Raw genomic sequence first — 21,753 nt, forward strand, 5'->3', positions numbered from 1 at the left:
GATAATCAATCAAGATATAAAGGGAAAAGTGATCCAGATGTCGAATTTACCCTTAAAACATGGAAAAAGGAGGACTAGCATGAACAGGATCAACATTATCACTTTAGGTGTCGGGGATATTACTGAATCATTGAGGTTTTACCAGGACGGATTGGGATTCCGTACATCGATTAAAGAGGACGAACCCGCAATCGTTTTTTTTAATAATGCCGGAACGAAACTTGCTTTGTATCCTTTAGAGGAGCTAGTAAAAGACATCAATGAGAAAGAACCGCCTAAGAAAAAGGGGTTCCCGGGTCTTACGCTAGCTTATAATGCTAAATCAGTTGAAGAAGTGGATGATGTGATCAAGAAGGCTGGAAAGGCTGGGGGAACAATTGAAAAATCACCTCAGGATGTTGTTTGGGGAGGATACAGCGGATATTTTTCAGACCCCGACGGTTACTATTGGGAGGTTGCGTATTCGAAGGATTGGAGTTTCGATGAAAATGATATGCTGATTATAAAGTAACGCTGTTACCCTTCATAAGATGTGCCGATCTTTTATGAAGGGCTGTTGCCTGGCCACTGCTGTAGGAGTGGCCAGGCAACAGCTGATCACCATCATGCGTCTTACTGCGAAACTACATATTTGGCTAGTTCTTTACTTATTTGATTGCCCATTCGCTTCGATTGCTCTGTCGCTTCTTGTACACAGGCAATGAATGCTTCTTCCACTTGATGTGCTTGAAGTGCTTTCAGACCTGCTTCAGTCGTTCCTCCTGGTGAAGTTACTTCCTTTCTTAGTACGGCAGGCGTTTTTGGTGATTTCTGTAACATATCGGCCGCACCCATCAGTGTCTGCAGAATCAATTGCTTGGCGGTTTCGGAATCGAGACCTATTTTTTCTGCCGATTTTTCCAATGCCTCTACCAAGTAATAAATATAAGCCGGGCCGCTGCCTGATAAGCCTGTTACCGCATCTAGCTGGGTTTCGTCTACGACTGCCACCGTACCTACCGTTTCAAAAAGGGTAATCGCCGTTTGTAATTGCGAGTCCTTCGTATGACCGTTAGCCGCAAGGGCGGTTGCTGATTTTCCTACAGCTGCCGATGTATTAGGCATGGCACGGACGATCGAGAACCGCTTGTTGGCGATTCCTTCCAAGCTTGTTGTATGAACCCCGGCAACAACGGAAATGAACAGCATTTCTTCACGGATGTATTCTTTTATTGATTGCATCGTTTCTAAAATATCTTTCGGTTTCACCGCCAGGACGACAAGGCTTGCATCCTGGACTAATTGCTGCAGCGATCTTGTGGCAGTAACACCATATTGGTTCTTTAAATAATCGAACCGATCATCATTTGATTTATTTGTTACAAAAATATTTGCTGGTTCGATCACCTGTTGGGTCACCAGCCCTGAAATGATTGCTTCTGCCATCGATCCAGCTCCGATAAACGCGATTTTTTCCATATTTCCCGCTCCTTTTTCTTTTGTATTTTCGGCCTTTTTTTGAAAAACAAAAAGACCCCTCATCCAATAAAGGACGAAAGGTCTAGCTTCCGTGGTACCACCTTTGTTCAACTTTTCCATAACGAATAACCAGAAAAGCTGCACTTGAATCCTCTAACGCGGGAATTACGTCAGGTTTTCCTGAAGGCTCATAAGGTAGGTTCAATAATGAGGGGGCGGTGAAGCCTTTCAGCACATTCCGAGCTTCACTCTCTTTACGCCATCATAAATTTACTTGGCCTTAATCAATGCCACGCCGTCTTTAATTACTTGTGATTATGAAGGATATATCAGTACTCTGTCAATGATAATATATGCAAGGACGACAAAAAGTAGACATGAATTATGTGAAAATAATGACAGTGATTTAAAATACATGTAAAATGGTAATTATACATGATAAGTATACTAGGAATCCTGTTTAGCGTATAAAAAGATTTATATAAATATAATTTTCTAAGGTGGATAAGATAATGGCGAATTGGAATGGAGATATTGCAAAACTTGCTTTGCCCACGCCGTTTGCAGTGGGTGATGTGAATGTTTATGTAGTTAAAGGGGATGCTTTAACATTAATCGATACGGGAGTGAAAACAAAACGATCAAAGGAAGCCCTGACTAAAGGGCTTGGGGATTTGGGTCTGAAACTGACTGATATCGAACAAATCATTTTAACCCATCATCATCCTGATCATGCTGGTGCACTCGATTTCTTTGAAAAGGAAATCCCGGTTTATGGACACAAAAATAATCAGCGCTGGTTGACTATCAGTGATGAATTCCTTGAAACCCATAATCGTTTTTTCCTTGATTATGCCACTAAGTTCGGAGTGGCAGAAGAGCTGAAAAATGAACTGACCCATAACCGCAACGAAATCAGTTTCCTTAGTGAACGGAAGCTTCATGGATATTTGGCTGAGGGAGATGAGCTCCCTGGTCTTCCAGGCTGGAAAGTGATCGAGACTCCTGGGCATGCTCAAAGCCATTTATCCTTTTACCGGGAAAGTGACGGTGTCATGATTGCAGGCGATCACTTGCTTGCCAAGATCTCACCTAATCCATTAATGGAACCACCTTTACTTCCCGGAGGCATGAGGCCTCGTCCTTTACTGCAATATAATGCATCACTTCAGAAATTATTGGATCTTTCCATTTCCACTGTTTACTCCGGACATGGATCTGAAGTGGAAGGAGATGCGGTTGCCGACTTGATTCAATATCGATTCGAGCGGCAGCATAACCGTGCCATGCAGGTGAAAAACATGCTTCAAGATCGGCCTTTATCGGCCTTTGAAGTTTGTCAGCAGCTTTTCCCGAAAGTATACCTTCAGGAAGTGGGCCTGACACTTTCGGAAACGGTCGGTCAGTTGGATTATTTAGAAGACTTGGGTGAAGTCGAAACAGAAATCCAATCAGGGGTCATTCTGTATTCAATCGCTTAATGTTCGCAAGGAGGCTCATTTTTTTGAATAAGTTGCAAGGCAAAGTCATTGTTATTACCGGTGCTTCCGGAGGGATTGGCAAGGAAGTTGCCATTCAAAGTGCAAAGCAGGGGGCCCGTCTCGTCCTCTTGGCCAGAAGCCTGGATAAATTACTGCAGCTAAAGAATGAACTGATCACCCAATATGGGATTGATGCATATGCCTATAAGCTTGATGTTGCAGATACTGATCAGGTGACAAATGTATTTAATGACATCCATGCGCAAATAGGAGAAGTGGATGTGTTGGTCAACAATGCTGGTTTCGGCACGTTTAAAGAAGCACAGGATACGGAGTTAAATGAAACGAAAGCAATGTTTGCTGTCAACGTCATTGGATTGATGGCCTGCACAAAGCTGGTTCTTCCGTATATGAAGCTAAGAAAAGCGGGGCATATCATCAACATAGCTTCTCAGGCCGGTAAAATCGCCACACCTAAATCAACATTGTACTCTTCGACCAAGTTCGCGGTTCTTGGCTATTCAAACGCACTTCGGCTCGAGCTGATGGACGATCATGTTTTTGTGACCACCGTCAATCCTGGACCCATAGAAACGAATTTCTTTAACATTGCGGATGAATCAGGTACATACTTAAAGAATGTTGAAAAATTCATGCTTAAGCCTGGAGATGTCGCTGCCAAAATCGTAGCGGCGATGCTGACCAATAAGAGGGAAATCAATCTCCCTGGCTGGATGAATTTAGCTGGGAAATGGTATAACATGTTTCCAAAGATCACCGAAACATTAGGGAAAAAAGCATTTTTTAAAAAGTAGGCTAAACTTTCGATACCGGAAAAGGCGAAAGTTGGTCTAATAATAGGCAAAGGGGAATGTCGATGACATTCCCCTTTTGGAAATGACCGAAGTTGTCTATATTAAATAAATAATTGGTAACTATTTCAGGGAGAAGCCGTCTATTTCTATTAGGAGGGATTTGTATGAAGATGATAGTGAACCTTTATATCTCTATATTCGTTGCTTTTATTCTGGGCAGCTGCCAATCCCCTGATTGGAACATGGATGAAGTCATTGATAAGGGGGAAGAAGGTTTCGTTACGGATCTTGACGATAAAAGGATTTTGATTAAAGGGACGTATTATAGGGTGACCAATGATACATATATTCAAGATCAACATGGTAATTACCTCGATTATTCCGACCTGGAAATCGGCATGAAAGTGAAGCCGTGGCACCGGGGCGGGGTGGAGAAATCATTCCCTGGGAAAGCGGAAGCGAAACTGATTCTTGTTTTGACGGATGAAAAAAGCTTAGCCGAACAAAGGGCGGTCACTGCTGCCCTCAATCATGTCAGCAAAGCGGAAAGTCAGCGATTCATGGTTCTCGAAGTCGTCCATTTACCATCAGAGCATGTTTATAATATCGAAATGATGAATCGTTCAAACTTAGACTCTTCATTCATGGTGACAGTAGAAGATTTGACGGATGAAATATTATATATAAAATAAAACAACCGGACTGAATCACTTTGGAATTCTGTCCGGTTGTTTTATGGGGATTCGCTCACAAGAATAAGATTTTGTCCTGATCTTATAAAGTTTTCGCACCTAAATATTTTGGTTTCCAATAAGAATTATCCATATCCGCGATGGCTATTCCTTTAGAAGACGTTGCACTAATGAATTGACCATTTCCGATATAGATTCCAACATGGGATACTCCTGTTCTTCCAGAAGAAGTATCAAAGAATACAAGGTCGCCCTTAGCTGGTGAAGATACTTTTAAACCTGTATTGGAATAGAGCAATGATGTTGTACGCGGTAAGGTAATTCCTTGTGATTTCTGGAATACATAATAGACGAACCCTGAGCAGTCGAATCCAGTCGGTGTCGTCCCGCCCCATTTGTAAGGTTTGCCTATTAAAGTTTTTGAATAGCTTATCAGGCTTGTATTATTGACATTATAAACACCAAGCGCATTAAATGTGCCTCGGCCGGCAATTCCATCGGCAGTTAACCCTTTGGCTTTTTGGAATTTTTTTACTGCGGATTCAGAATAGGTGCCGTAATATGTAGTCAGTGAACCTGTATATGTGAAATATCCTTTGGTTTTTAAAAGTTGTTGTAGTTGTTTGACATCGCTGTGTGTCATTCCGGGTCTGAGGGTTTGATCTCCAATATTTGCAGAGGCTTGCAGTGGGGTTAGCATCATGGCAGATGCAACAGCAGCTGAAGCGATCCATTTCTTCATAATTTTCATTTCCTCTCTATCTATCTCTCTATAATTCTTAACAATATTATCCTACAATACCATTGTGACAATTAGACATATTTTTGGTTACAGTTTCATTACAAAAAATGAGTAGTAAGACTGAATGATAAATGGACGAAAGTCTGTTGAAAAGGGTGTGCGAATTTCAAAAAACTGAGTATATGGATTCATTAAAAAATATTCAAGCTACTAATTGATTCTCTTTAAAAAAAACAATTTGGATATGGAGTTTAAATTTGGTATTTTATCCATTTTTAGTGTCTTTTATATTTTTCAAGGAAATTACAATAAAAAGTAGAAATTTGTATGAAAACTTCCATTGAATAAGAACGTATATTCGGTTAAAGTTATGAATATAATAAAAGCGAACATATATTCTTATTAGGGTGAAGAAATGATGGATTATGGGACGATGCCGAAACAATCAATTATGTGTATCGATATAAAAAGTTTTTATGCAAGCTGTTCAGCAGTCATGCTTGGTCTGGACCCGCTTGATTGTTATCTGGCGGTGGTTGGTGATTTGAAGAGGACAGGGAGCATTGTGCTCGCGGCTTCTCCAAAAATGAAGAAGGAATTTGGCATCAAGACAGGGTCGCGGATGTTTGAGATCCCGAATGATCCGAGGATTGTCGTCGTTGAACCTAAAATGGCGACCTATTTAAGGGTTTCGACGGAAATTACCCGCTTGTTCAACCGTTATGTGCCCAAAGAAGCGATTCACGTATATAGTGTGGACGAAAGTTTTGTGAAAGTCGATGGTGCCGCTTCTTTATGGGGAGATGCCCGGATGATAGCTGAAAAGATAAAGGATGAAATCGAACGCGAATTACAGCTCCCTTGTGCAATTGGAATTGGGCCGAACATGCTTATGGCAAAGCTTTGCCTTGATTTGGATGCCAAACATAAAGGGATTGCCGAATGGAAGTATGAGGATGTGCCAAGCAAACTTTGGCCGATTTCCCCGCTTCGTGAAATGTGGGGGATCGGCAGGCGCGTTGAAAAAACCCTTCATGGAATGGGGATATTTACGGTTGGGCAGCTTGCCAATTATGATCTTGAATTACTTGAAGCGAAGTTTGGGATTATGGGCAATCAGCTTTACCACCATGCGTGGGGAATAGATTTATCCGATATGGGGGCAGCGATCATCGAAGGGCAGGTAAGCTTCGGCAAAAGCCAAATCCTGCTGCGGGATTATAAGGAGGAGCATGAGGTGAAGCAGGTCATGCTGGAAATTTGCGAAGAAGTTGGAAGAAGGGCACGCACCCATCGCAAGGCAGGAAGAACGGTGAGCCTAAGCATTGGTTACAGCAAGGATGAGTTTGGCGGGGGTTTCCATCGTTCGCGTTCGATTAGCGAACCGACCAACATCACGATGGAGTTATATAAAGTTTGCCTGGAGCTTTTTCATGAGAACTATAAGCAAAAAACGGTTCGGAGCATAGAGGTCAGACTCTCGAATATTGTGGATGATAACGAAATGCAGTTGACTTTATTCGATGCTTCGCGCTGGAAGAAGCGGGAATTGAGTTACACAGTTGATCGAATTCGCCATAAATATGGAGCCAAATCGTTATTGCGTGCGGTTTCGTATACGGAAGCCGGTACAGCCGTTTACCGAAGCAGGCTGCTTGGTGGGCATAAGGCGTAGGGGTGACTTTTTGAAGGGAGGGAAAAGAATGATTCGTGATCGCGGCCGTATCAAATGGACATCGATGATGTTACCGGAGCATGTGAAGATGCTGCGGGATTGGGCGGTGGAGGATGGCTATGAAACGAAGCGCATCCTGGATGAGCAGCAACTGGAAGAAATGAATGCTGTAATGGGGGAAGCGATGGAGGAAAGAAAGGATGTTACGATTGCACATTATGAAGGAAACCGGTATCAGCTGTTAATCGGCAGGATCCATTATTATAATGAGCCCACCCAAAAGCTTCATATCGTTGATCGGTTTCAGCAGGTTCACTATATCAGGCTCTCCGATATAGCGGATGTAAGGATAACGGAATGATGAGCGGAAAGGCCGTTCCAAGGGACAGCCTTTCATTTTCATCGTGATGCGTAAGAGAATCGGCATTTGCTAGCACGGTGTTCGTGTGGCTGATCTTGCAAAAGGAAGCAGGCAGTTTCTTTAACAGAAGCGTTTTTATCGTTTATAATGGGGGAAAGGAAAGACATCAGGAGGCGTGCAATCATGTATATTGAATGGACGGAAACAGCGGCTGAGAAAATAGTCGATAAGGTACAGGAACAAGAAGGATATTTACAGTTGAAATATGATACTGATGGCTGTGGCTGCGTGGTGAGTGGTGTGACCGCGCTATGGTGGGTAAACGAACCTGAAGAAGGTACCGAAAAAGTGGAAACGAACGGGATTCCTCTATATGTGGAGAAATCAAAAATGATTTTCCTTGATGAAGTCATGAAAATAGACTTTGTTCCGGAAGCGAACAGCTTTCAATTAAAAAGTCCGAATCAAATCTTAAATCCGAGGATGAGCTTTTTTTATAAAATCTAAATGAAGCAAAGAGGGAATCTTGATTCCCTCTCTTTTCTTCTCAGACAAGTTTTAGAAACTGATCGATTTGATCTTCATATTCTCTTGGATTTTCATTGTAAGATTGAGCGTGGGCCCCTTTTTTAGCGATGTACAGCTGCTTTGGGCCCTCTTTTGCTGCATATAATTCCGCTGTCATGGAAGCGGGAATGAAACTGTCATTTTCACTATGGATGAAGAGCACGGGGTTTCGGATATTTTTCATATAATCGATTGGTGACACTTCATTGGTCCAATATCCATCACGGAGTTTGATGAACGTACGCCCAAGCGGAAACACGGTCCAGGAGGGAAGTGGGACTACAAGTTTAAGCTGGTGTTTGATCTGATCCTCGAAATTTGAAAATGGACAGTCGGCAATGTAAAAATCAGCACCATCTTCAAGCATTCCGGCATATAAAAGCAGGGTTACAGCCCCCATGGATTCTCCATGAATGCCAATATGAAGGTCAGGACCTTTACGTCTTTTCAATTCATCGATTACAGCCTTCAGGTCGAATTTTTCATAATGTCCATAACTGCTCGTCTTGCCCCCCGAATCCCCATGCCGGCGGTGGTCATAAATGATGGCATTGAAGCCCCGCTTAAGAAAAATATTCATGTACTTAATCGAATTGACTTTGTTCTCCGTCACACCATGGGAAATGACCACCCACTTATTAGTATCATGCGGTTCGATAAACAAGCATTTCAAGGAATATCCGGATGGTGACGATACCCAAATTTCCGTTTTAGGCAGATTATCAAAATCCTCCGTGATCAGGCGTTTAGCCATGATTTCACGATTCTGGATAAAATCATCTTCCTTCTTTTTCATGTACATGATCCGATTGGAAAAATAAATGCCGACGCCGATGATATACGATAGGATTCCAGCCAGTGTAAACCACCATTTCTTCATGGGAGGTCCTCCTCAGTTGATTTTCTTTATTTTACCATGTGGGAAATGGGAAAACACTGTTTGAAAACCATGACGAGGAAAACGGCAGTCGTGATATAATAATTTCATAAATGGCCAGGAGGTTTTAAGGGTGAAAAAGAAACAGCAGCGAAATCAAAATCAAAGCAAAAACCAAGATAAAGAATCATCTTCATTGAAACTCGGTGATATGATCAATCAAGATATCATGTCCCAGCTTCGTCAAAAGCAAAAGGAACTTAATGAGGCTGAACAAGAAAAACGGGCAGCGGAAGAAGAAAAAAAACGCGAAGAAAGAAAGCGTCGGGAGAAGAATAAATCATTCGAAGAACTATTGGGTGAAAGCAATCTGAACTGGAAGAACTATAAATGAAGGACAGGGAGCGGTTTATTAAGAGAGCTGGCTCCCTTTTTCCGTTCAGGAAGACCATTCCTTGCTGATATTCCTTTATTTTATAATGTATAACGATTATATTAAAGATAAGTTCGATATGCTTTCATATCGGATGGACTACAATTAGCTGGTGATATGATGCAAAGTAAAATAGAGAAAGTACTGGAAGACCAATTATGTTTCCTGCTTTATGCAAGTTCAAGGGAAATGACGAAGAAATATAAACCGCTGCTTGATAAACTCAAAGTGACATATCCTCAATACCTTGTTCTTCTTCTATTATGGGAACAGGATACACTTACAGTAAAAAAACTAGGGGAGCTCCTTGCCCTCGACTCAGGAACGCTTACCCCCATGTTGAAACGAATGGAGCAGAATGGCTTGATTGTCCGTGAACGTTCGTCTGAGGATGAACGGTCTGTCATGATTAAGTTGACGGAAAAGGGACTTGGTTTACAGGAAGAGGCCTGTTTCATTCCAGATCGCATTTCGGCAATGTCGGGTGATGATAAGAAGGTGGTTGAGGATTTAAAAGTTTCGCTGCTCCAATTATTGAAAACATTACAGGAATTTTAGCAAAGAAAAGACGCTTGGTGATCCCAAGCGTCTTTTTGTGGATTTCAATCTACATTTATTTCAAAGGCGACGTCCACATTGCCATTGATCGCTTTAGAATAAGGACACATTTGATGCGCTTTATGAACAAGGGTTTCGAATGTCTCCTTGTCGACCCCGGATCCCTTCACGGCCAAAGTTACAGCCAAGCTGTACTGATGCATCTCACCCATCAAAAGACTGACGTTTGCGGTGACTTTGGAATCGAAAGAAACGCGTTCAATTTTACCAACTGATTGCAAAGCACTATCAAAACATGCAGCATATCCAGCTGCAAAAAGCTGTTCTGGATTAGATGCTTCAGGCATCTGTTTAGCCCTAGGTGTACCAGGCATCGCAATATCAACCGTGAAGTTGCCGTCAGCAGAAATTGCCGTTCCTTCTCTTCCGCCATCAACTGTTACAGACGTTGTAAATAATGTTTTTGTCATCATTTTTTCTCCATTATCTTCTTATTTTTAGTTGTGCACAACTAAATTGTACAGCATTAAATTTGGGATGTCCAATGAAAAAATTAAAAATGTTGGTATGAAGTTAAATTGGTTTGGAAGGATTGGAATGAAGAGGAACTTGAAAGCGGTACAGAAGCAGTAAGGCGAATAAATGAAGGAACGGAAAAAGGCTGTCTATCACGTTGGTTAAACGGAGATAGTGCAGCCTAAAGGATGTTCTGACGTTCCTTTGAAACATTTAGTTTAGTTTTATTCTTTTACTCCCGGTGACTTTCATATTTGTTCGCTTTGGTCAACTGCTTCAAGATATCCAACTCGGTTTTGGACAGTGAAGGGCTGTTAGCGGCCTGGCAGTTCTCGCGGAGCTGCTGTACTGAACTTGCTCCTGGTACAACGGTAGCGACGCTTTGGTGTGACAATACATATTGAAGTGCGGTTTCATTCAACTTCCTATCAGAAAGTTTGTCCTTTATTTGCGGAAGCAAATCTTTAAGTTCGTGATAGCTATAGTCAAGGTATCCATCCTCATTTGCCTTTTCAAGCATTTTTTCACTGAGCAGCCCTTTGGCAAGGGGGCCACGGGCGATAATGCTGATCTGTTTGTTGGCCAAAAGGGACAGCCACTCTTCTGGGCGGCGGTCAAGTAGATTAAACTGCATCATCACGGAATCAAGCTCAGACTTTTCAGTGAATTCCTTGATTACATTCGGACGAATCGAAGAAATGCCATAATGTCGGATATAGCCTTCTTTTTTCAAATCTTCAAATGCTTCTACCGTTTCTCCGATATTGTCTGAAATGGTGCCGCCATGTAACTGATAAAGATCAATATAATCTGTACCCAATCGCTTTAGGCTATCTTTTACTGCCGTTTTAATATAGGCGCCAGATGGATCCCAGCTCCAGGAATCTTTATTTTCATTCCAGCGGTTTCCGACCTTGGTGGCTATGTATACTTTATCGCGGACTGATTTTAAATTCTTTCCGACGATTTCTTCATTCATTCCGAAATCATATAAGTCAGCCGTATCAAAATAATTGATTCCTTCATCTAAAGCGGACTGTATGATTTCGGATGCCTGATTTTCAACAGTCCCCAATGACATGCATCCAAGCCCGATTTCAGAAACTAGCAAGTCAGAATTTCCTAGTCTGCGTTTTTTCATGTTATCCACTCCCTTTACTTCATTGTAAAGGAGAAATCCATTTCACTCAAAGAATTCACTTGATCCGTTTTAAAGGAGTGGGCGGCTCCTGATCATGTATGTCGGTAATCCAATCATTGATATAGACATATTGATTTTGTAATTGCTTTAGTTTTTGAAGGATTTCCCAACTCTTTCCAGATAAAGTAACGCTTTTTTCCAATACGTAAACTTTCATTAAATCGCCCTCCATCTCTATTATGGTAAAATGTATGAGGAATCATGCTGCAATTAGAACAAAGGAGTGGTCAGGATGAAAAAGTTTGAAGAAAAAACGCTGTCTTCGAAAAAAGTCTTTACGGGAAAGGTAATCAGCCTGCAAGTGGATGATGTAGAGCTTCCAGATGGGAAAACGGGTAAACGTGAAATAATCAAACATCCGGGGGCGGTTGCCATCATAGCTCTCACGGCAGACAATAAAATCATCATGGTTGAGCAGTACCGTAAAGCGCTGGAAAGGAGCTTGGTGGAAATTCCTGCAGGAAAGCTGGAAAAAGGCGAAGAGCCGGTTCTGTCGGCTAAACGGGAACTGGAGGAGGAGACAGGCTATGAATGCGAAAAAATGGAGCACATCATATCCTTCTATACATCCCCAGGTTTCGCCGATGAATTGGTCCACCTTTATATGGCCCACAATTTGAAAAAGAAGGAAAATGCGGCCCCGCTGGATGAAGATGAATTTGTCGAGATGCTTGAACTCACGTTGGAAGAAGCTCAAACTTATATGGATGAAGGGAAAATCCAGGATGCCAAAACGGCATATGCAGTTCAGTATCTGCAGTTGAAAAGGGCGATGACATCATAAATGAAAGAATTTTACGCTGACCTGCATATCCATATAGGCAGAACGAGAAGCGGAAGGGCCGTAAAAATAACAGGTGCTAAAACGTTAACCTTCAGCAATGTGCTGCAAGTGGCAAGTGAAAGGAAGGGCCTTGATCTAATCGGAATAATCGATTGCCATTCTCCTGAAATTATCGAAGAAATCGAAGCGGGGATTCTTGATGGCGAAATCACGGAAAAGATTGAAGGCGGACTTCAATACAAGAATACAACCATCATTCCAGGCTCGGAGATTGAAATTTATGATCAGAATTGTAATGGACCGATCCATGTCCTCGCCTATTTTCCCACTTTAAAAGCGATGAAGGAATTCTCTTCATGGATGGGCGGACATGTTAAAAATATCACCTTGAGCTCCCAAAGGATTTATTGTGATGGAAGAACGCTGCAAAAGATCGTGAAGTCACTGGGCGGCCTGTTTATTCCGGCACATGTTTTTACCCCATTTAAAAGCTTATATGGAAAAGGGGTGCGATCCAGTCTGACAGAAGTATTCGATCCGAAGCTAATTGATGCCATCGAACTTGGTTTAAGTTCAGATACAGAAATGGTCAAGGATATCGAGGAGTTGGATTCCTATGTATTCGTGACAAATTCCGATGCGCATTCGCTTGGGAAAATCGCCCGTGAATATCAGAAAGTCCTGCTTGAAGAACCAAGTTTCAATGAGCTGGCAAAAGCCCTTAAAGAAAAAGGGAATCGTAAGGTGGCCGTTAATTATGGATTGAACCCCTTATTGGGAAAGTATCATCAAACGGTATGTTCAGGGTGTTTACACCAGGTATTGAGGGATGATGAACAATGTCCCGAGTGTGGTAATAAATCCATTATTAAAGGGGTATCGTCCAGGATTAAAGAACTCTCCATTTCCGGGCTGGACGGAAGAAACCGAAGGGAAAGGCCGCCGTATATCCATCAAGTGCCACTCGATTTCATCCCAGGACTCGGACCTAAATCCATGGAAAAACTGCTGGCGGCATTTGGAACAGAGATGAATATCCTTCATGGTGTTACGCTTGAACAGCTCATGGAAATCGTTCCTGAAAAATTGGCGTGCTACATCGATTCTGCCAGGAAAGGGACGCTTTCTTTTGAAGTGGGGGGCGGAGGAAAGTACGGAAAGGTCAAAAAGGAATTAACCTAAAAAAGTCCTGACAGATGAGATCTGTCAGGACTTTTTTAGGTTGTTGTTTTTGCATAAATGGAGGTGTCCCGCACTTCCTTGCCGTCTGCACTGAGGCAGTCATTACGCAAAATACCTTCAAGGGTATATCCCAGCCTCTCAGGAATCCGTTTGCTGGCTATATTATTAGGGTCACAGCGGATTTCAACTCGTTTTGCCCCATAATGGTAAAAGGCAAATTTGGTTAACCTTTCCACTGCCTCCGTTATGTAGCCTAGTTTACTGTATCTTGTATCAATCCAATAGCCAATTTCGAATTTAGGGATATCCCAATTAATTCGGTGCAGACCAGTGGAGCCAATGAATTGATCGTCTTCTTTCCTATAAATATGGAGCCTGATATCCTCTTTTAAAATAAAGTCCGCAAAGGACTTAAGGACGTTCTGTTCAGAAGTTTCCAACGAAAAATCTTGATGTGCAAACGGCAGCCACTGTTTCAATTCAGGTTTAGAATGGACAATGGCTTCGTAAAGGTCCAGGCCATCACCAGGTTGACAAGGTCTTAGATATAATCGCGGGGTTTCAATTTTTTCGGGAAAATCCATTAATATAGCTTTCATATCCTGCCTCCATATTATTGATATGGAAAATTATAACACGAATTGGATTCAAAGTGTTTGGCTGATGGGGAAAGTTTTCTTAGCATAAATGAGAGAGTGAAAACATAGATTCTAGTAAGCGGAGTTGGGAGGATGAAAGATGAAAAAAAAATCTGTCGTACAAAATGCCGTAATGAAACATATTAACGAACATTCCTCATTATATGTCTTTATCACTGTGCTTTTTTTGATGGGTGTCATTTTTGGGGCAATATTGGTGAATAGTTTGAGCTTTACCCAAAAGGAAGACTTGTTCTATTATTTATCGCAATTTTTCGGACAAGTATCCAAGGGTGAATTTGCATCTTCGCATGATATGTTCAGTCAAAGTATTATGCATAATATAAAATATATCGGGGTCATCTGGATTCTGGGAATATCGGTCATCGGTTTGCCTGTCATCCTGGTTTTGTTATTTATAAAAGGGATGGTTGTTGGATTCACAGTCGGCTTTTTAGTAAATCAAATGGGATGGAGCGGATTCTTATTATCGTTTGTCGCCATTCTGCCCCAAAATATATTCATCGTACCGATATTCATCGTAATAACCGTCCTTGCCGTCGCACTATCAATGAAAATGATCAGCCGGATTTTCCTAAAGCAGGTTCGTGAACCGCTGAAGCCGATAATTTCGCGGTATATTTTCTCATTGGTTTTGTCGGGGTTATTTTTGATTACGGCTGCTGCGTTTGAAGCGTACCTATCCCCTTCTTTAATGAAAAATGTCGTAAGTTTATTGGGTCATTAATGAAAATTTACCGTTCCCGCAAATTTTTTTATCATTAACAAGAAATCTATTTTGACAGTTTTCCCTCTTTTGATATAATGGATAAGATAGCGGCGCGGGAGGGAATATTAGGTATGGAAATAGAAAACAGAATTGATAGGATAAAAAAGCAGTTACACTCGTCCAGCTACAAATTAACGCCTCAGCGAGAAGCGACCGTCCGCGTTTTACTTGAGCATGAAGAGGATCATTTAAGCGCAGAAGACGTTTACCTCCTTGTCAAAGAAAAGTCGCCGGAAATTGGATTGGCAACAGTTTACCGTACGCTAGAGTTGCTGACTGAATTGAAGATAGTAGATAAAATTAACTTTGGAGACGGGGTTTCCCGTTATGATTTAAGACAAGAAGGAGCTGCGCATTTCCATCATCATCTTGTTTGTGTGGAATGTGGTGCGGTAGATGAGATCCAGGAAGACCTACTTGAAGACGTAGAAGACATCGTGGAACGCGACTGGAACTTCAAGATTAAAGACCATAGATTAACCTTTCATGGCATTTGTCATCGATGTCATGACAAAGAAGAAAATTAAGGTGAATGAAGTCGGACCTTTTCCATTTAATGGAGAAGGTTTTCTGCATTTTAAAAACCTATTTTCTCAAGGAAGAGCTGTTTTTGTTTTCTCCTTTCCGAAACACGTATAAAACTTGTCCTGTTGGGCATAGATTGATACAAAGGATCGAATGGGAGGGGAAAGATGATGAAAACATCATTATCGCTTGTTTTGCACACGGCTAAAGTGATGGTTCTCTTTGTTAGCTTCACTGTTCTTTTTTATATAGGAATGGTATGGTTAAATCAGGAATATCAAAGTTATCATCGTTATGATGAACCGAAAGGCATGGCCGTAAAAGTATCGAAAGCTGTTGATACGGGTGATGATGCATGGCTTGAACGCTTAATGTTGTTTTATTTAAACGGGGAGTAATGAATATGGAGAATCAAATTAGGGATTTCATTCATTTTTTAACCATTGAAAAGGGACTTGCCAAAAATACGCTCGTCTCGTATGAGCGTGACTTAAGATCATATTGGAGCTATCTGAAAGATGTTGAAACCATTGAAGCCTGGAATGATTCACGGCGGGTGAACATCCTGCATTTTCTCGTGCATTTGAAGGATCAAGGGAAATCGTCGAAGACGGTGGCGCGTCATATAGCTTCCATTCGGTCTTTTCATCAATTTCTTCTAAGGGAAAAAGTAACCGGGCAGGATCCGTCCATACATATAGAAACGCCAAAACCGGAACGAAGCCTTCCAAAGGTATTAAGCATGGAAGAGGTTGAAGCACTATTGGATGCCCCGAAGAAAATGGATGAATTCGGTTTACGTGATAAGGCGATGCTAGAACTGATGTATGCGACGGGTATGCGTGTCAGTGAGTTGATATCCATGGATGTGAGTGATGTCCATGCATCGATGGGTTTTGTCCGTTGCGTAGGGAAAGGAAATAAAGAGAGGATCATTCCGATTGGACAAACTGCATTGGGTGCGATAGAACATTATATGGAAAGTTCCCGGGGGAAAATGGCCAGTCCCAAGCACAGGACAGATTCACTTTTTTTGAATCATCATGGAAACAGGCTGACAAGGCAGGGATTTTGGAAGATTCTAAAAAAACTTGTAAAATCAGCACAAATTGAAAAAGAAATTACACCGCATACACTAAGACATTCGTTCGCGACACATCTATTGATGAACGGGGCTGATTTACGTGCCGTCCAAGAAATGCTTGGTCATGCGGATATTTCGACAACTCAAATTTATACACATATTACGAACGTACGGATCAAGGATGTATATTCAAAATTCCATCCGCGAGCTTAAAAGAATAGTAGAATGATAGAAAAGGTTGTGAATTTAACTGCGGGGCAGTTGAAGGAGCAGCCTTATTCTCCGTTTGTACGGACTGCTATAGGGGCTGCAAATAATTCCAATGTGCATCTTGGGGCACTTTGTTTCATTCCGAAATATATTATTTGTCTACATCATGGTAATCGTTTACAATGTAGAGAGGTCAGACTTCTGACGTTCTCGCGATTTCATTTAAATGAAGAGTAACTGAGCAGAGTAAGGGTATTATAGAGAGTATAAAAAGTGATTTACTATTTTAGGAGGAATGACTCATGAAAGGAAATTCAGCATTTAAACGTATATTTGTAGTAGTTATGGATTCAGTTGGGATTGGCGAAGCGCCTGATGCAGATTTATTCGGCGATAAAGGGGCGGATACACTTGGCCATATCGCAGAAAGAATGAATGGATTGAACATGCCGACTCTCGCAAAATTGGGTTTAGGCAATATCCGTGAAATCAAGGGGATTGATAAAGCTCAGCAACCTCTCGCATACTATACGAAAATGAAGGAAGCCTCTACAGGAAAAGATACGATGACTGGACATTGGGAAATCATGGGGTTAAATATATCGACTCCATTCCGTGTATTTCCAGATGGCTTCCCGGAACTATTAGTCAATGAACTCGAGGCGAAGGTGGGTCGGGGAATTATTGGGAACGTCCCGGCAAGCGGCACGGAAATCATTGAAAGGCTTGGCGAGGAACATATGAAAACGGGTGCGCTGATCGTTTATACATCAGCTGATTCCGTATTACAGATTGCTGCACATGAAGATATCGTCCCAATAGACGAATTATACAAGATATGTGAAATTGCCCGTGAAATGACAATGGCTGATGAGTTCAAGGTTGGACGCGTAATTGCCAGACCGTTCACAGGTGAACCAGGCAACTTCAAAAGAACGCCTAACCGTCATGATTATGCGTTGAAGCCTTTTAACCGGACTGTAATGGATGAATTGAAAGATTCTGGATATGATGTGCTCGCAATCGGGAAGATCTCTGATATCTTTGATGGGGAAGGTGTCACTGAATCATTGAGGACCGTATCCAATATGGATGGAATGGATAAATTAATCCAAACGGTAGAACAGGATTTCAAAGGGTTAAGTTTCCTTAATCTAGTCGACTTCGATGCTTTATACGGTCACCGCCGCGATCCAGAGGGATACGGAAAGGCATTGGAAGAATTCGATGCCCGGATGCCGGAAGTCCTTGATAAACTGAAAGAGGATGATCTATTGATCATCACTGCCGATCACGGGAATGATCCGGTCCATGAAGGAACCGATCACACACGTGAATATGTCCCATTATTAGTTTATTCCAAACGATTTACAGAAGGTGCCGAACTACCGATAAGAGATACATTTGCTGATATTGGGGCGACGGTCGCTGCTAATTTTGATGTAAAAATGCCTGCCTTTGGAAAAAATATATTAGGCGATCTAAATTTAGGGGAGAGTAAATAGATGTTTAATAAAATAGAGATTGCTGCTTCATTTATAAAAAGTAAAATTGAAGGCTCTCCGGAGATAGGACTGATTCTTGGTTCCGGGCTTGGAGTATTGGCGGATGAAATTGAAAATCCGATAACTATTCCATACCACGAAATTCCGGAATTCCCGGTATCGACTGTGGAGGGACACGCTGGACAGCTTGTCATTGGACATTTAAGTGGCAAAAAAGTTGTAGCCATGCAAGGACGTTTCCACTTTTATGAGGGCTATTCGATGGAGAAGGTCACTTTTCCTGTACGTGTAATGAAACTACTTGGTGTTGAGCAGTTAATTGTAACGAATGCTGCCGGAAGCGTAAATGAAAGCTATGAACCAGGTGACTTGATGCTCATTACGGATCATATTAATTTAATGGGGGCAAATCCATTGATTGGTCCTAATGAAGAGCGCTTCGGCCCTAGATTCCCTGATATGTCGGAGGCTTATAATAAAGGCCTTCGGACGCAAGCAAAAAAAATAGCAGCTTCACTAGGATTGGATATTAAAGAAGGTGTCTATATCGGAAATACAGGACCGACATATGAGACGCCGGCAGAAGTGAAAATGGCAAGGATCCTTGGCGGGGATGCAGTTGGTATGTCGACAGTTCCGGAAGTTATCGTGGCTAGGCATAGTGGTATGAAGGTGCTTGGAATTTCATGCCTTACAAATATGGCCGCAGGCATTCTTGATCAGCCTTTGTCGCATGAAGAGGTAATTGAAACGACTGAAAAAGTGAAAAGCAGTTTTCTTGAATTTGTTAAGCATATCGTTAAGGACATATAAAACGAACAAAAATACAAGTACACCTAAAGAGATCCGGTGTCTTTGAAAAAGTGGGGATTCTAATATGAGAATGGTAGATTTAATCGAGAAAAAGCGTGATGGAAAGGCTCTTACTACGGAAGAAATACAGTTCATCATCAAAGGGTTTACCGATGGCACGATTCCGGATTACCAAATGAGCGCTTGGTCAATGGCAGTTTATTTCAAAGGCATGAATGAGCAGGAACGTGCTGATCTAACCATGGCGATGGTCGAATCAGGAGATCAAATTGATTTATCTATGATTGAAGGAATTAAAGTCGATAAACATTCAACAGGCGGTGTTGGTGATACCACAACTCTAGTGCTTGGACCATTGGTTGCTGCTGTAGGTGTTCCAGTGGCAAAGATGTCAGGACGCGGTCTTGGTCATACAGGCGGAACGATCGATAAGTTGGAGTCTGTAAAAGGATTTCATGTCGAAATAGAAAATGACGAGTTCATTCGACTTGTTAATAAAAATAAGATAGCTGTCATTGGACAAAGTGGTAACCTGACTCCAGCCGACAAAAAGTTATATGCATTGCGTGATGTTACGGCTACCGTTAACAGTATTGGTTTGATTGCTGGCTCGATCATGAGTAAGAAAATCGCCGCTGGTGCTGATGCAATTGTACTTGATGTTAAAACGGGAGCGGGCGCTTTCATGAAAACTCTCGAAGATTCCGAAGAGTTGGCGCATGCAATGGTTAGCATTGGAAACAATGTGGGACGAAACACGATGGCCGTCATTTCCGATATGAGCCAACCGTTGGGTTACGCAATCGGAAATGCTTTAGAAGTGAAGGAAGCCATCGATACGCTTAAAGGAGAGGGACCGGAAGATTTAACGGAACTTTCTTTAACACTAGGAAGCCATATGGTATACCTTTCCAAAAAGGCAAGCTCGCTGGAAGAAGCAAGAACATTGCTGGAAAATGCGATCAAGGATGGTTCTGCACTTAACTCATTCAAGGTTTTCCTAGAAGCGCAGGGAGGCGATGGTTCGGTTGTGGATCAGCCGGAAAAACTACCGCAGGCTGCTCATACTTTCGAGCTGGAAGCGAAAGAGGACGGCTATGTATCGGAAATCATCGCTGATGAGGTAGGAACGGCAGCCATGCTGTTAGGCGCCGGGCGGGCAACAAAGGAATCAGAGATTGATTTGGCAGTCGGACTGGTACTTCGTAAAAAAATCGGGGAAACCGTGGCAAAAGGTGAATCCCTAGTGACGATTTACAGCAATTTTGAAGATGTTTCAAAGGTAAAAGAAAAATTGTATGAAAGCATTGCGATTTCAAAAGAGAAAATAGAAAAACCTACATTGATCTATAAAGAGATCATGGAATAAACGTAAAAAGGCCGCTATTGAGCGGCCTTTTTACGTTTATTCCATTGAATGTTAAAAGAGGATGCCCATGCGCATCCTCTTTTAATTTGGTTCACTTTGTTGCCCTATATCCAGTATATGTTTCAAAATTCATCTTTATTTGTATAAAAATGGGTTTAATGGAAAAAATAAAACCTATAAAGATTGGAGGGTATGGAGATGAAGCGGATTCTTTCTCTATTTTTAACCGTTTTGGTAGCATTGGGTTTTAGCATCCCACATACAAAAGCAGCTGAAGAAAAAGGAGTCGAATTAGCGGCAAATGCTAAATCCGCTATTTTGATTGAACGGGATACAGGTACTGTTCTCTATGATAAAAATGCAGACGCTCGTCTTTCACCGGCAAGTATGACGAAAATCATGACGATGCTGTTGATCATGGAAGCGATCGATAAAGGCGAACTTAGCATGAAGGAGAAAATCAGGACTAGTGAGTATGCAGCATCGATGGGCGGTTCCCAGATCTTTCTCGAGCCAGGTGAAGAAATGACCACAGAACAAATGCTCAAGGGCATCTCGATTGGTTCGGCGAATGATGCATCGGTGGCGATGGCTGAACGTCTAGCTGGTTCGGAAGAAGAGTTTGTTAGGAAAATGAACAAAAAGGCGAAAGATCTCGGGTTGAAAAATACAAAGTTCCAAAACGCAACAGGCCTTCCTGTTAAAGATCATTACAGTTCGGCACATGATATGTCGATAATGGCAAAGGAGTTATTGAAATACGATACGATAACAAGGTTCACGGGTACATATGAAGATTATCTCCGTGAAAATACCGAAAAGAAGTTCTGGCTTGTCAACACGAACAGATTAGTGAAATTTTACCCTGGGGTCGATGGATTGAAGACAGGATTCACAAATGAAGCGAAGTATTGTTTGACAGCGACTGCTAAAAAAGGGAATATGCGTGTCATTGCCGTCGTTTTCGGAGCTGTTTCTCCAAAAGAACGAAATGCTCAGGTCACCAAGATGTTAGATTATGCATTTTCACAATACATCACATACCCGATTTATAAACGCGGCGAGGTGTTAGGTGAAGCCAAGGTAAGTAAAGGACACAAAAAATCCGTGGTGGGGGTCACAAGTGAACCTATTTCAGTTTTGACAGCCAAAAACGGAACGGCAAAGGACTTTACAAAAAAAATCACGCTTGATAAAGATTTGGCTGCCCCGATTAAAAAAGGGGATGAAATTGGTACGCTTGAATTGAAGAAAAACGGTAAGGTGTATGTCGAATCTCCGATCGTCGCGAAGGAAACTATTGAAAATGCGAGCTGGTGGCAATTGTATAAAAGGGCTTTCGGCATGTTTACCCACGCGAAATAGAATAAATTGTCGCATTGCCTGTTAATCGTACTAATTTAGGCGAAACTCCACTAGTTTTGCTAGTAAGGAGGAATCGGCAGGTGAAAAAGAGAATTTGACTCTTTATAAGACA

27 protein-coding genes are annotated in these 21,753 nt (G+C 41.8%); 20 read left to right on the forward strand and 7 right to left on the reverse strand.

The window, feature by feature from the left end; translation table 11 throughout:
• The first annotated feature begins 79 nt into the window (after positions 1-79).
• Positions 80-511, forward strand: coding sequence for a VOC family protein (locus ACFRAK_RS12240; RefSeq protein ID WP_394571785.1), 432 nt, complete (start codon positions 80-82; stop codon positions 509-511).
• Positions 512-612: 101 nt separating this feature from the next.
• Here ACFRAK_RS12240 and proC read toward each other — a convergent pair whose 3' ends face one another.
• On the reverse strand, positions 613-1,458 hold the full coding sequence (gene proC / locus ACFRAK_RS12245) for a pyrroline-5-carboxylate reductase (RefSeq protein ID WP_260284633.1): 846 nt from the start codon (positions 1,456-1,458) through the stop codon (positions 613-615).
• 512 nt (positions 1,459-1,970) lie between these two features.
• On the opposite strand from proC, the gene ACFRAK_RS12250 reads away from it, so the two are divergent.
• The 3 genes from ACFRAK_RS12250 (at position 1,971) to ACFRAK_RS12260 (ending at position 4,446) form a co-directional block, all read left to right on the forward strand.
• The gene (locus tag ACFRAK_RS12250; protein ID WP_387597803.1) at positions 1,971-2,939 is read left to right on the forward strand and encodes an MBL fold metallo-hydrolase; all 969 of its coding nucleotides are present in this window, start codon (positions 1,971-1,973) and stop codon (positions 2,937-2,939) included.
• Positions 2,939-3,754 (forward strand): SDR family NAD(P)-dependent oxidoreductase, encoded by an 816-nt coding sequence (locus tag ACFRAK_RS12255; RefSeq protein ID WP_192205418.1) that lies wholly within the window; start codon positions 2,939-2,941, stop codon positions 3,752-3,754. The genes ACFRAK_RS12250 and ACFRAK_RS12255 overlap by 1 nt, the downstream gene beginning before the upstream one ends.
• A 164-nt stretch (positions 3,755-3,918) precedes the next feature.
• A complete protein-coding gene (locus ACFRAK_RS12260; RefSeq protein WP_387597799.1) occupies positions 3,919-4,446 on the forward strand; it encodes a hypothetical protein in 528 nt (175 codons plus the stop codon).
• 82 nt (positions 4,447-4,528) lie between these two features.
• On the opposite strand, the gene ACFRAK_RS12265 is transcribed toward ACFRAK_RS12260, so the two are convergent.
• Positions 4,529-5,188 carry a C40 family peptidase gene (locus tag ACFRAK_RS12265; protein ID WP_387597796.1) on the reverse strand — a complete coding sequence of 220 codons (660 nt, stop codon included), beginning with the start codon at positions 5,186-5,188 and terminating at the stop codon, positions 4,529-4,531.
• Positions 5,189-5,603: 415 nt separating this feature from the next.
• On the opposite strand from ACFRAK_RS12265, the gene ACFRAK_RS12270 reads away from it, so the two are divergent.
• From ACFRAK_RS12270 to ACFRAK_RS12280, 3 genes are all read left to right on the forward strand, one after another.
• Positions 5,604-6,863, forward strand: coding sequence for a Y-family DNA polymerase (locus ACFRAK_RS12270; RefSeq protein WP_387597793.1), 1,260 nt, complete (start codon positions 5,604-5,606; stop codon positions 6,861-6,863).
• A 28-nt stretch (positions 6,864-6,891) separates the two neighbouring features.
• Entirely contained in the window at positions 6,892-7,224 is a 333-nt protein-coding gene (locus ACFRAK_RS12275; protein ID WP_387597790.1) for a YolD-like family protein, read from the forward strand.
• Positions 7,225-7,407: 183 nt separating this feature from the next.
• Positions 7,408-7,731 carry an iron-sulfur cluster biosynthesis family protein gene (locus ACFRAK_RS12280; RefSeq protein WP_349728021.1) on the forward strand — a complete coding sequence of 108 codons (324 nt, stop codon included), beginning with the start codon at positions 7,408-7,410 and terminating at the stop codon, positions 7,729-7,731.
• A 40-nt stretch (positions 7,732-7,771) separates the two neighbouring features.
• On the opposite strand, the gene ACFRAK_RS12285 is transcribed toward ACFRAK_RS12280, so the two are convergent.
• Positions 7,772-8,671 carry an alpha/beta hydrolase gene (locus ACFRAK_RS12285; RefSeq protein WP_387597786.1) on the reverse strand — a complete coding sequence of 300 codons (900 nt, stop codon included), beginning with the start codon at positions 8,669-8,671 and terminating at the stop codon, positions 7,772-7,774.
• Between the two features lie 130 nt (positions 8,672-8,801).
• Here ACFRAK_RS12285 and ACFRAK_RS12290 point away from each other — a divergent pair, with 130 nt between their 5' ends.
• Together ACFRAK_RS12290 and ACFRAK_RS12295 are read left to right on the forward strand one after the other, a co-directional pair.
• Positions 8,802-9,062, forward strand: coding sequence for a YqkE family protein (locus tag ACFRAK_RS12290; protein WP_192205412.1), 261 nt, complete (start codon positions 8,802-8,804; stop codon positions 9,060-9,062).
• 159 nt (positions 9,063-9,221) lie between these two features.
• Positions 9,222-9,659, forward strand: a complete 438-nt coding sequence (locus ACFRAK_RS12295; protein ID WP_394571786.1) for a MarR family winged helix-turn-helix transcriptional regulator — start codon at positions 9,222-9,224, stop codon at positions 9,657-9,659.
• A gap of 44 nt (positions 9,660-9,703) precedes the next feature.
• Here ACFRAK_RS12295 and ACFRAK_RS12300 read toward each other — a convergent pair whose 3' ends face one another.
• The gene (locus tag ACFRAK_RS12300) at positions 9,704-10,129 is read right to left on the reverse strand and encodes an Ohr family peroxiredoxin (protein ID WP_387598210.1); all 426 of its coding nucleotides are present in this window, start codon (positions 10,127-10,129) and stop codon (positions 9,704-9,706) included.
• A gap of 108 nt (positions 10,130-10,237) precedes the next feature.
• Between ACFRAK_RS12300 and ACFRAK_RS12305 the strand changes: the two genes are divergently transcribed.
• Positions 10,238-10,360 (forward strand): hypothetical protein, encoded by a 123-nt coding sequence (locus ACFRAK_RS12305; RefSeq protein WP_394571787.1) that lies wholly within the window; start codon positions 10,238-10,240, stop codon positions 10,358-10,360.
• 47 nt (positions 10,361-10,407) lie between these two features.
• Here the strand turns inward: ACFRAK_RS12305 and ACFRAK_RS12310 are convergent, their stop codons facing one another.
• Together ACFRAK_RS12310 and mciZ are read right to left on the reverse strand one after the other, a co-directional pair.
• Positions 10,408-11,316, reverse strand: coding sequence for an aldo/keto reductase (locus ACFRAK_RS12310; protein WP_387597778.1), 909 nt, complete (start codon positions 11,314-11,316; stop codon positions 10,408-10,410).
• A 55-nt stretch (positions 11,317-11,371) separates the two neighbouring features.
• Positions 11,372-11,533 carry a Z-ring formation inhibitor MciZ gene (gene mciZ, locus ACFRAK_RS12315; protein ID WP_387597776.1) on the reverse strand — a complete coding sequence of 54 codons (162 nt, stop codon included), beginning with the start codon at positions 11,531-11,533 and terminating at the stop codon, positions 11,372-11,374.
• A gap of 75 nt (positions 11,534-11,608) precedes the next feature.
• Between mciZ and ACFRAK_RS12320 the strand changes: the two genes are divergently transcribed.
• Positions 11,609-12,160: an NUDIX hydrolase gene (locus ACFRAK_RS12320; protein ID WP_387597774.1), complete on the forward strand. Its 552-nt coding sequence runs from the start codon at positions 11,609-11,611 to the stop codon at positions 12,158-12,160.
• Entirely contained in the window at positions 12,161-13,342 is a 1,182-nt protein-coding gene (locus tag ACFRAK_RS12325) for an endonuclease Q family protein (RefSeq protein WP_394571788.1), read from the forward strand. It begins immediately after the preceding gene.
• Positions 13,343-13,377: 35 nt separating this feature from the next.
• Here the strand turns inward: ACFRAK_RS12325 and ACFRAK_RS12330 are convergent, their stop codons facing one another.
• Positions 13,378-13,941: a GNAT family N-acetyltransferase gene (locus tag ACFRAK_RS12330; RefSeq protein ID WP_260284615.1), complete on the reverse strand. Its 564-nt coding sequence runs from the start codon at positions 13,939-13,941 to the stop codon at positions 13,378-13,380.
• A 139-nt stretch (positions 13,942-14,080) separates the two neighbouring features.
• Here ACFRAK_RS12330 and spoIIM point away from each other — a divergent pair, with 139 nt between their 5' ends.
• The 8 genes from spoIIM to ACFRAK_RS12370 all read left to right on the forward strand — a co-directional run bounded on the left by spoIIM (position 14,081) and on the right by ACFRAK_RS12370 (position 21,641).
• Positions 14,081-14,728, forward strand: a complete 648-nt coding sequence (gene spoIIM / locus ACFRAK_RS12335; protein WP_192205404.1) for a stage II sporulation protein M — start codon at positions 14,081-14,083, stop codon at positions 14,726-14,728.
• 119 nt (positions 14,729-14,847) lie between these two features.
• Positions 14,848-15,297 (forward strand): ferric iron uptake transcriptional regulator, encoded by a 450-nt coding sequence (gene fur / locus ACFRAK_RS12340; protein ID WP_034311309.1) that lies wholly within the window; start codon positions 14,848-14,850, stop codon positions 15,295-15,297.
• 165 nt (positions 15,298-15,462) lie between these two features.
• Positions 15,463-15,693, forward strand: coding sequence for a YqzK family protein (locus tag ACFRAK_RS12345; RefSeq protein WP_370662551.1), 231 nt, complete (start codon positions 15,463-15,465; stop codon positions 15,691-15,693).
• Positions 15,694-15,698: 5 nt separating this feature from the next.
• Positions 15,699-16,592: a site-specific tyrosine recombinase XerD gene (gene xerD, locus ACFRAK_RS12350; protein WP_387597765.1), complete on the forward strand. Its 894-nt coding sequence runs from the start codon at positions 15,699-15,701 to the stop codon at positions 16,590-16,592.
• 299 nt (positions 16,593-16,891) lie between these two features.
• Complete coding sequence (gene deoB, locus ACFRAK_RS12355; protein WP_387597762.1) at positions 16,892-18,094, forward strand: phosphopentomutase; 1,203 nt, start codon at positions 16,892-16,894, stop codon at positions 18,092-18,094.
• Positions 18,095-18,907 carry a purine-nucleoside phosphorylase gene (locus ACFRAK_RS12360; RefSeq protein ID WP_260284612.1) on the forward strand — a complete coding sequence of 271 codons (813 nt, stop codon included), beginning with the start codon at positions 18,095-18,097 and terminating at the stop codon, positions 18,905-18,907.
• Between the two features lie 64 nt (positions 18,908-18,971).
• Positions 18,972-20,276: a pyrimidine-nucleoside phosphorylase gene (locus ACFRAK_RS12365; protein WP_394571789.1), complete on the forward strand. Its 1,305-nt coding sequence runs from the start codon at positions 18,972-18,974 to the stop codon at positions 20,274-20,276.
• Between the two features lie 198 nt (positions 20,277-20,474).
• Positions 20,475-21,641, forward strand: coding sequence for a D-alanyl-D-alanine carboxypeptidase family protein (locus ACFRAK_RS12370; protein ID WP_387597759.1), 1,167 nt, complete (start codon positions 20,475-20,477; stop codon positions 21,639-21,641).
• Positions 21,642-21,753: the final 112 nt, after the last annotated feature.

The sequence above is a fragment of the Peribacillus sp. NPDC056705 genome, from assembly GCF_043656335.1.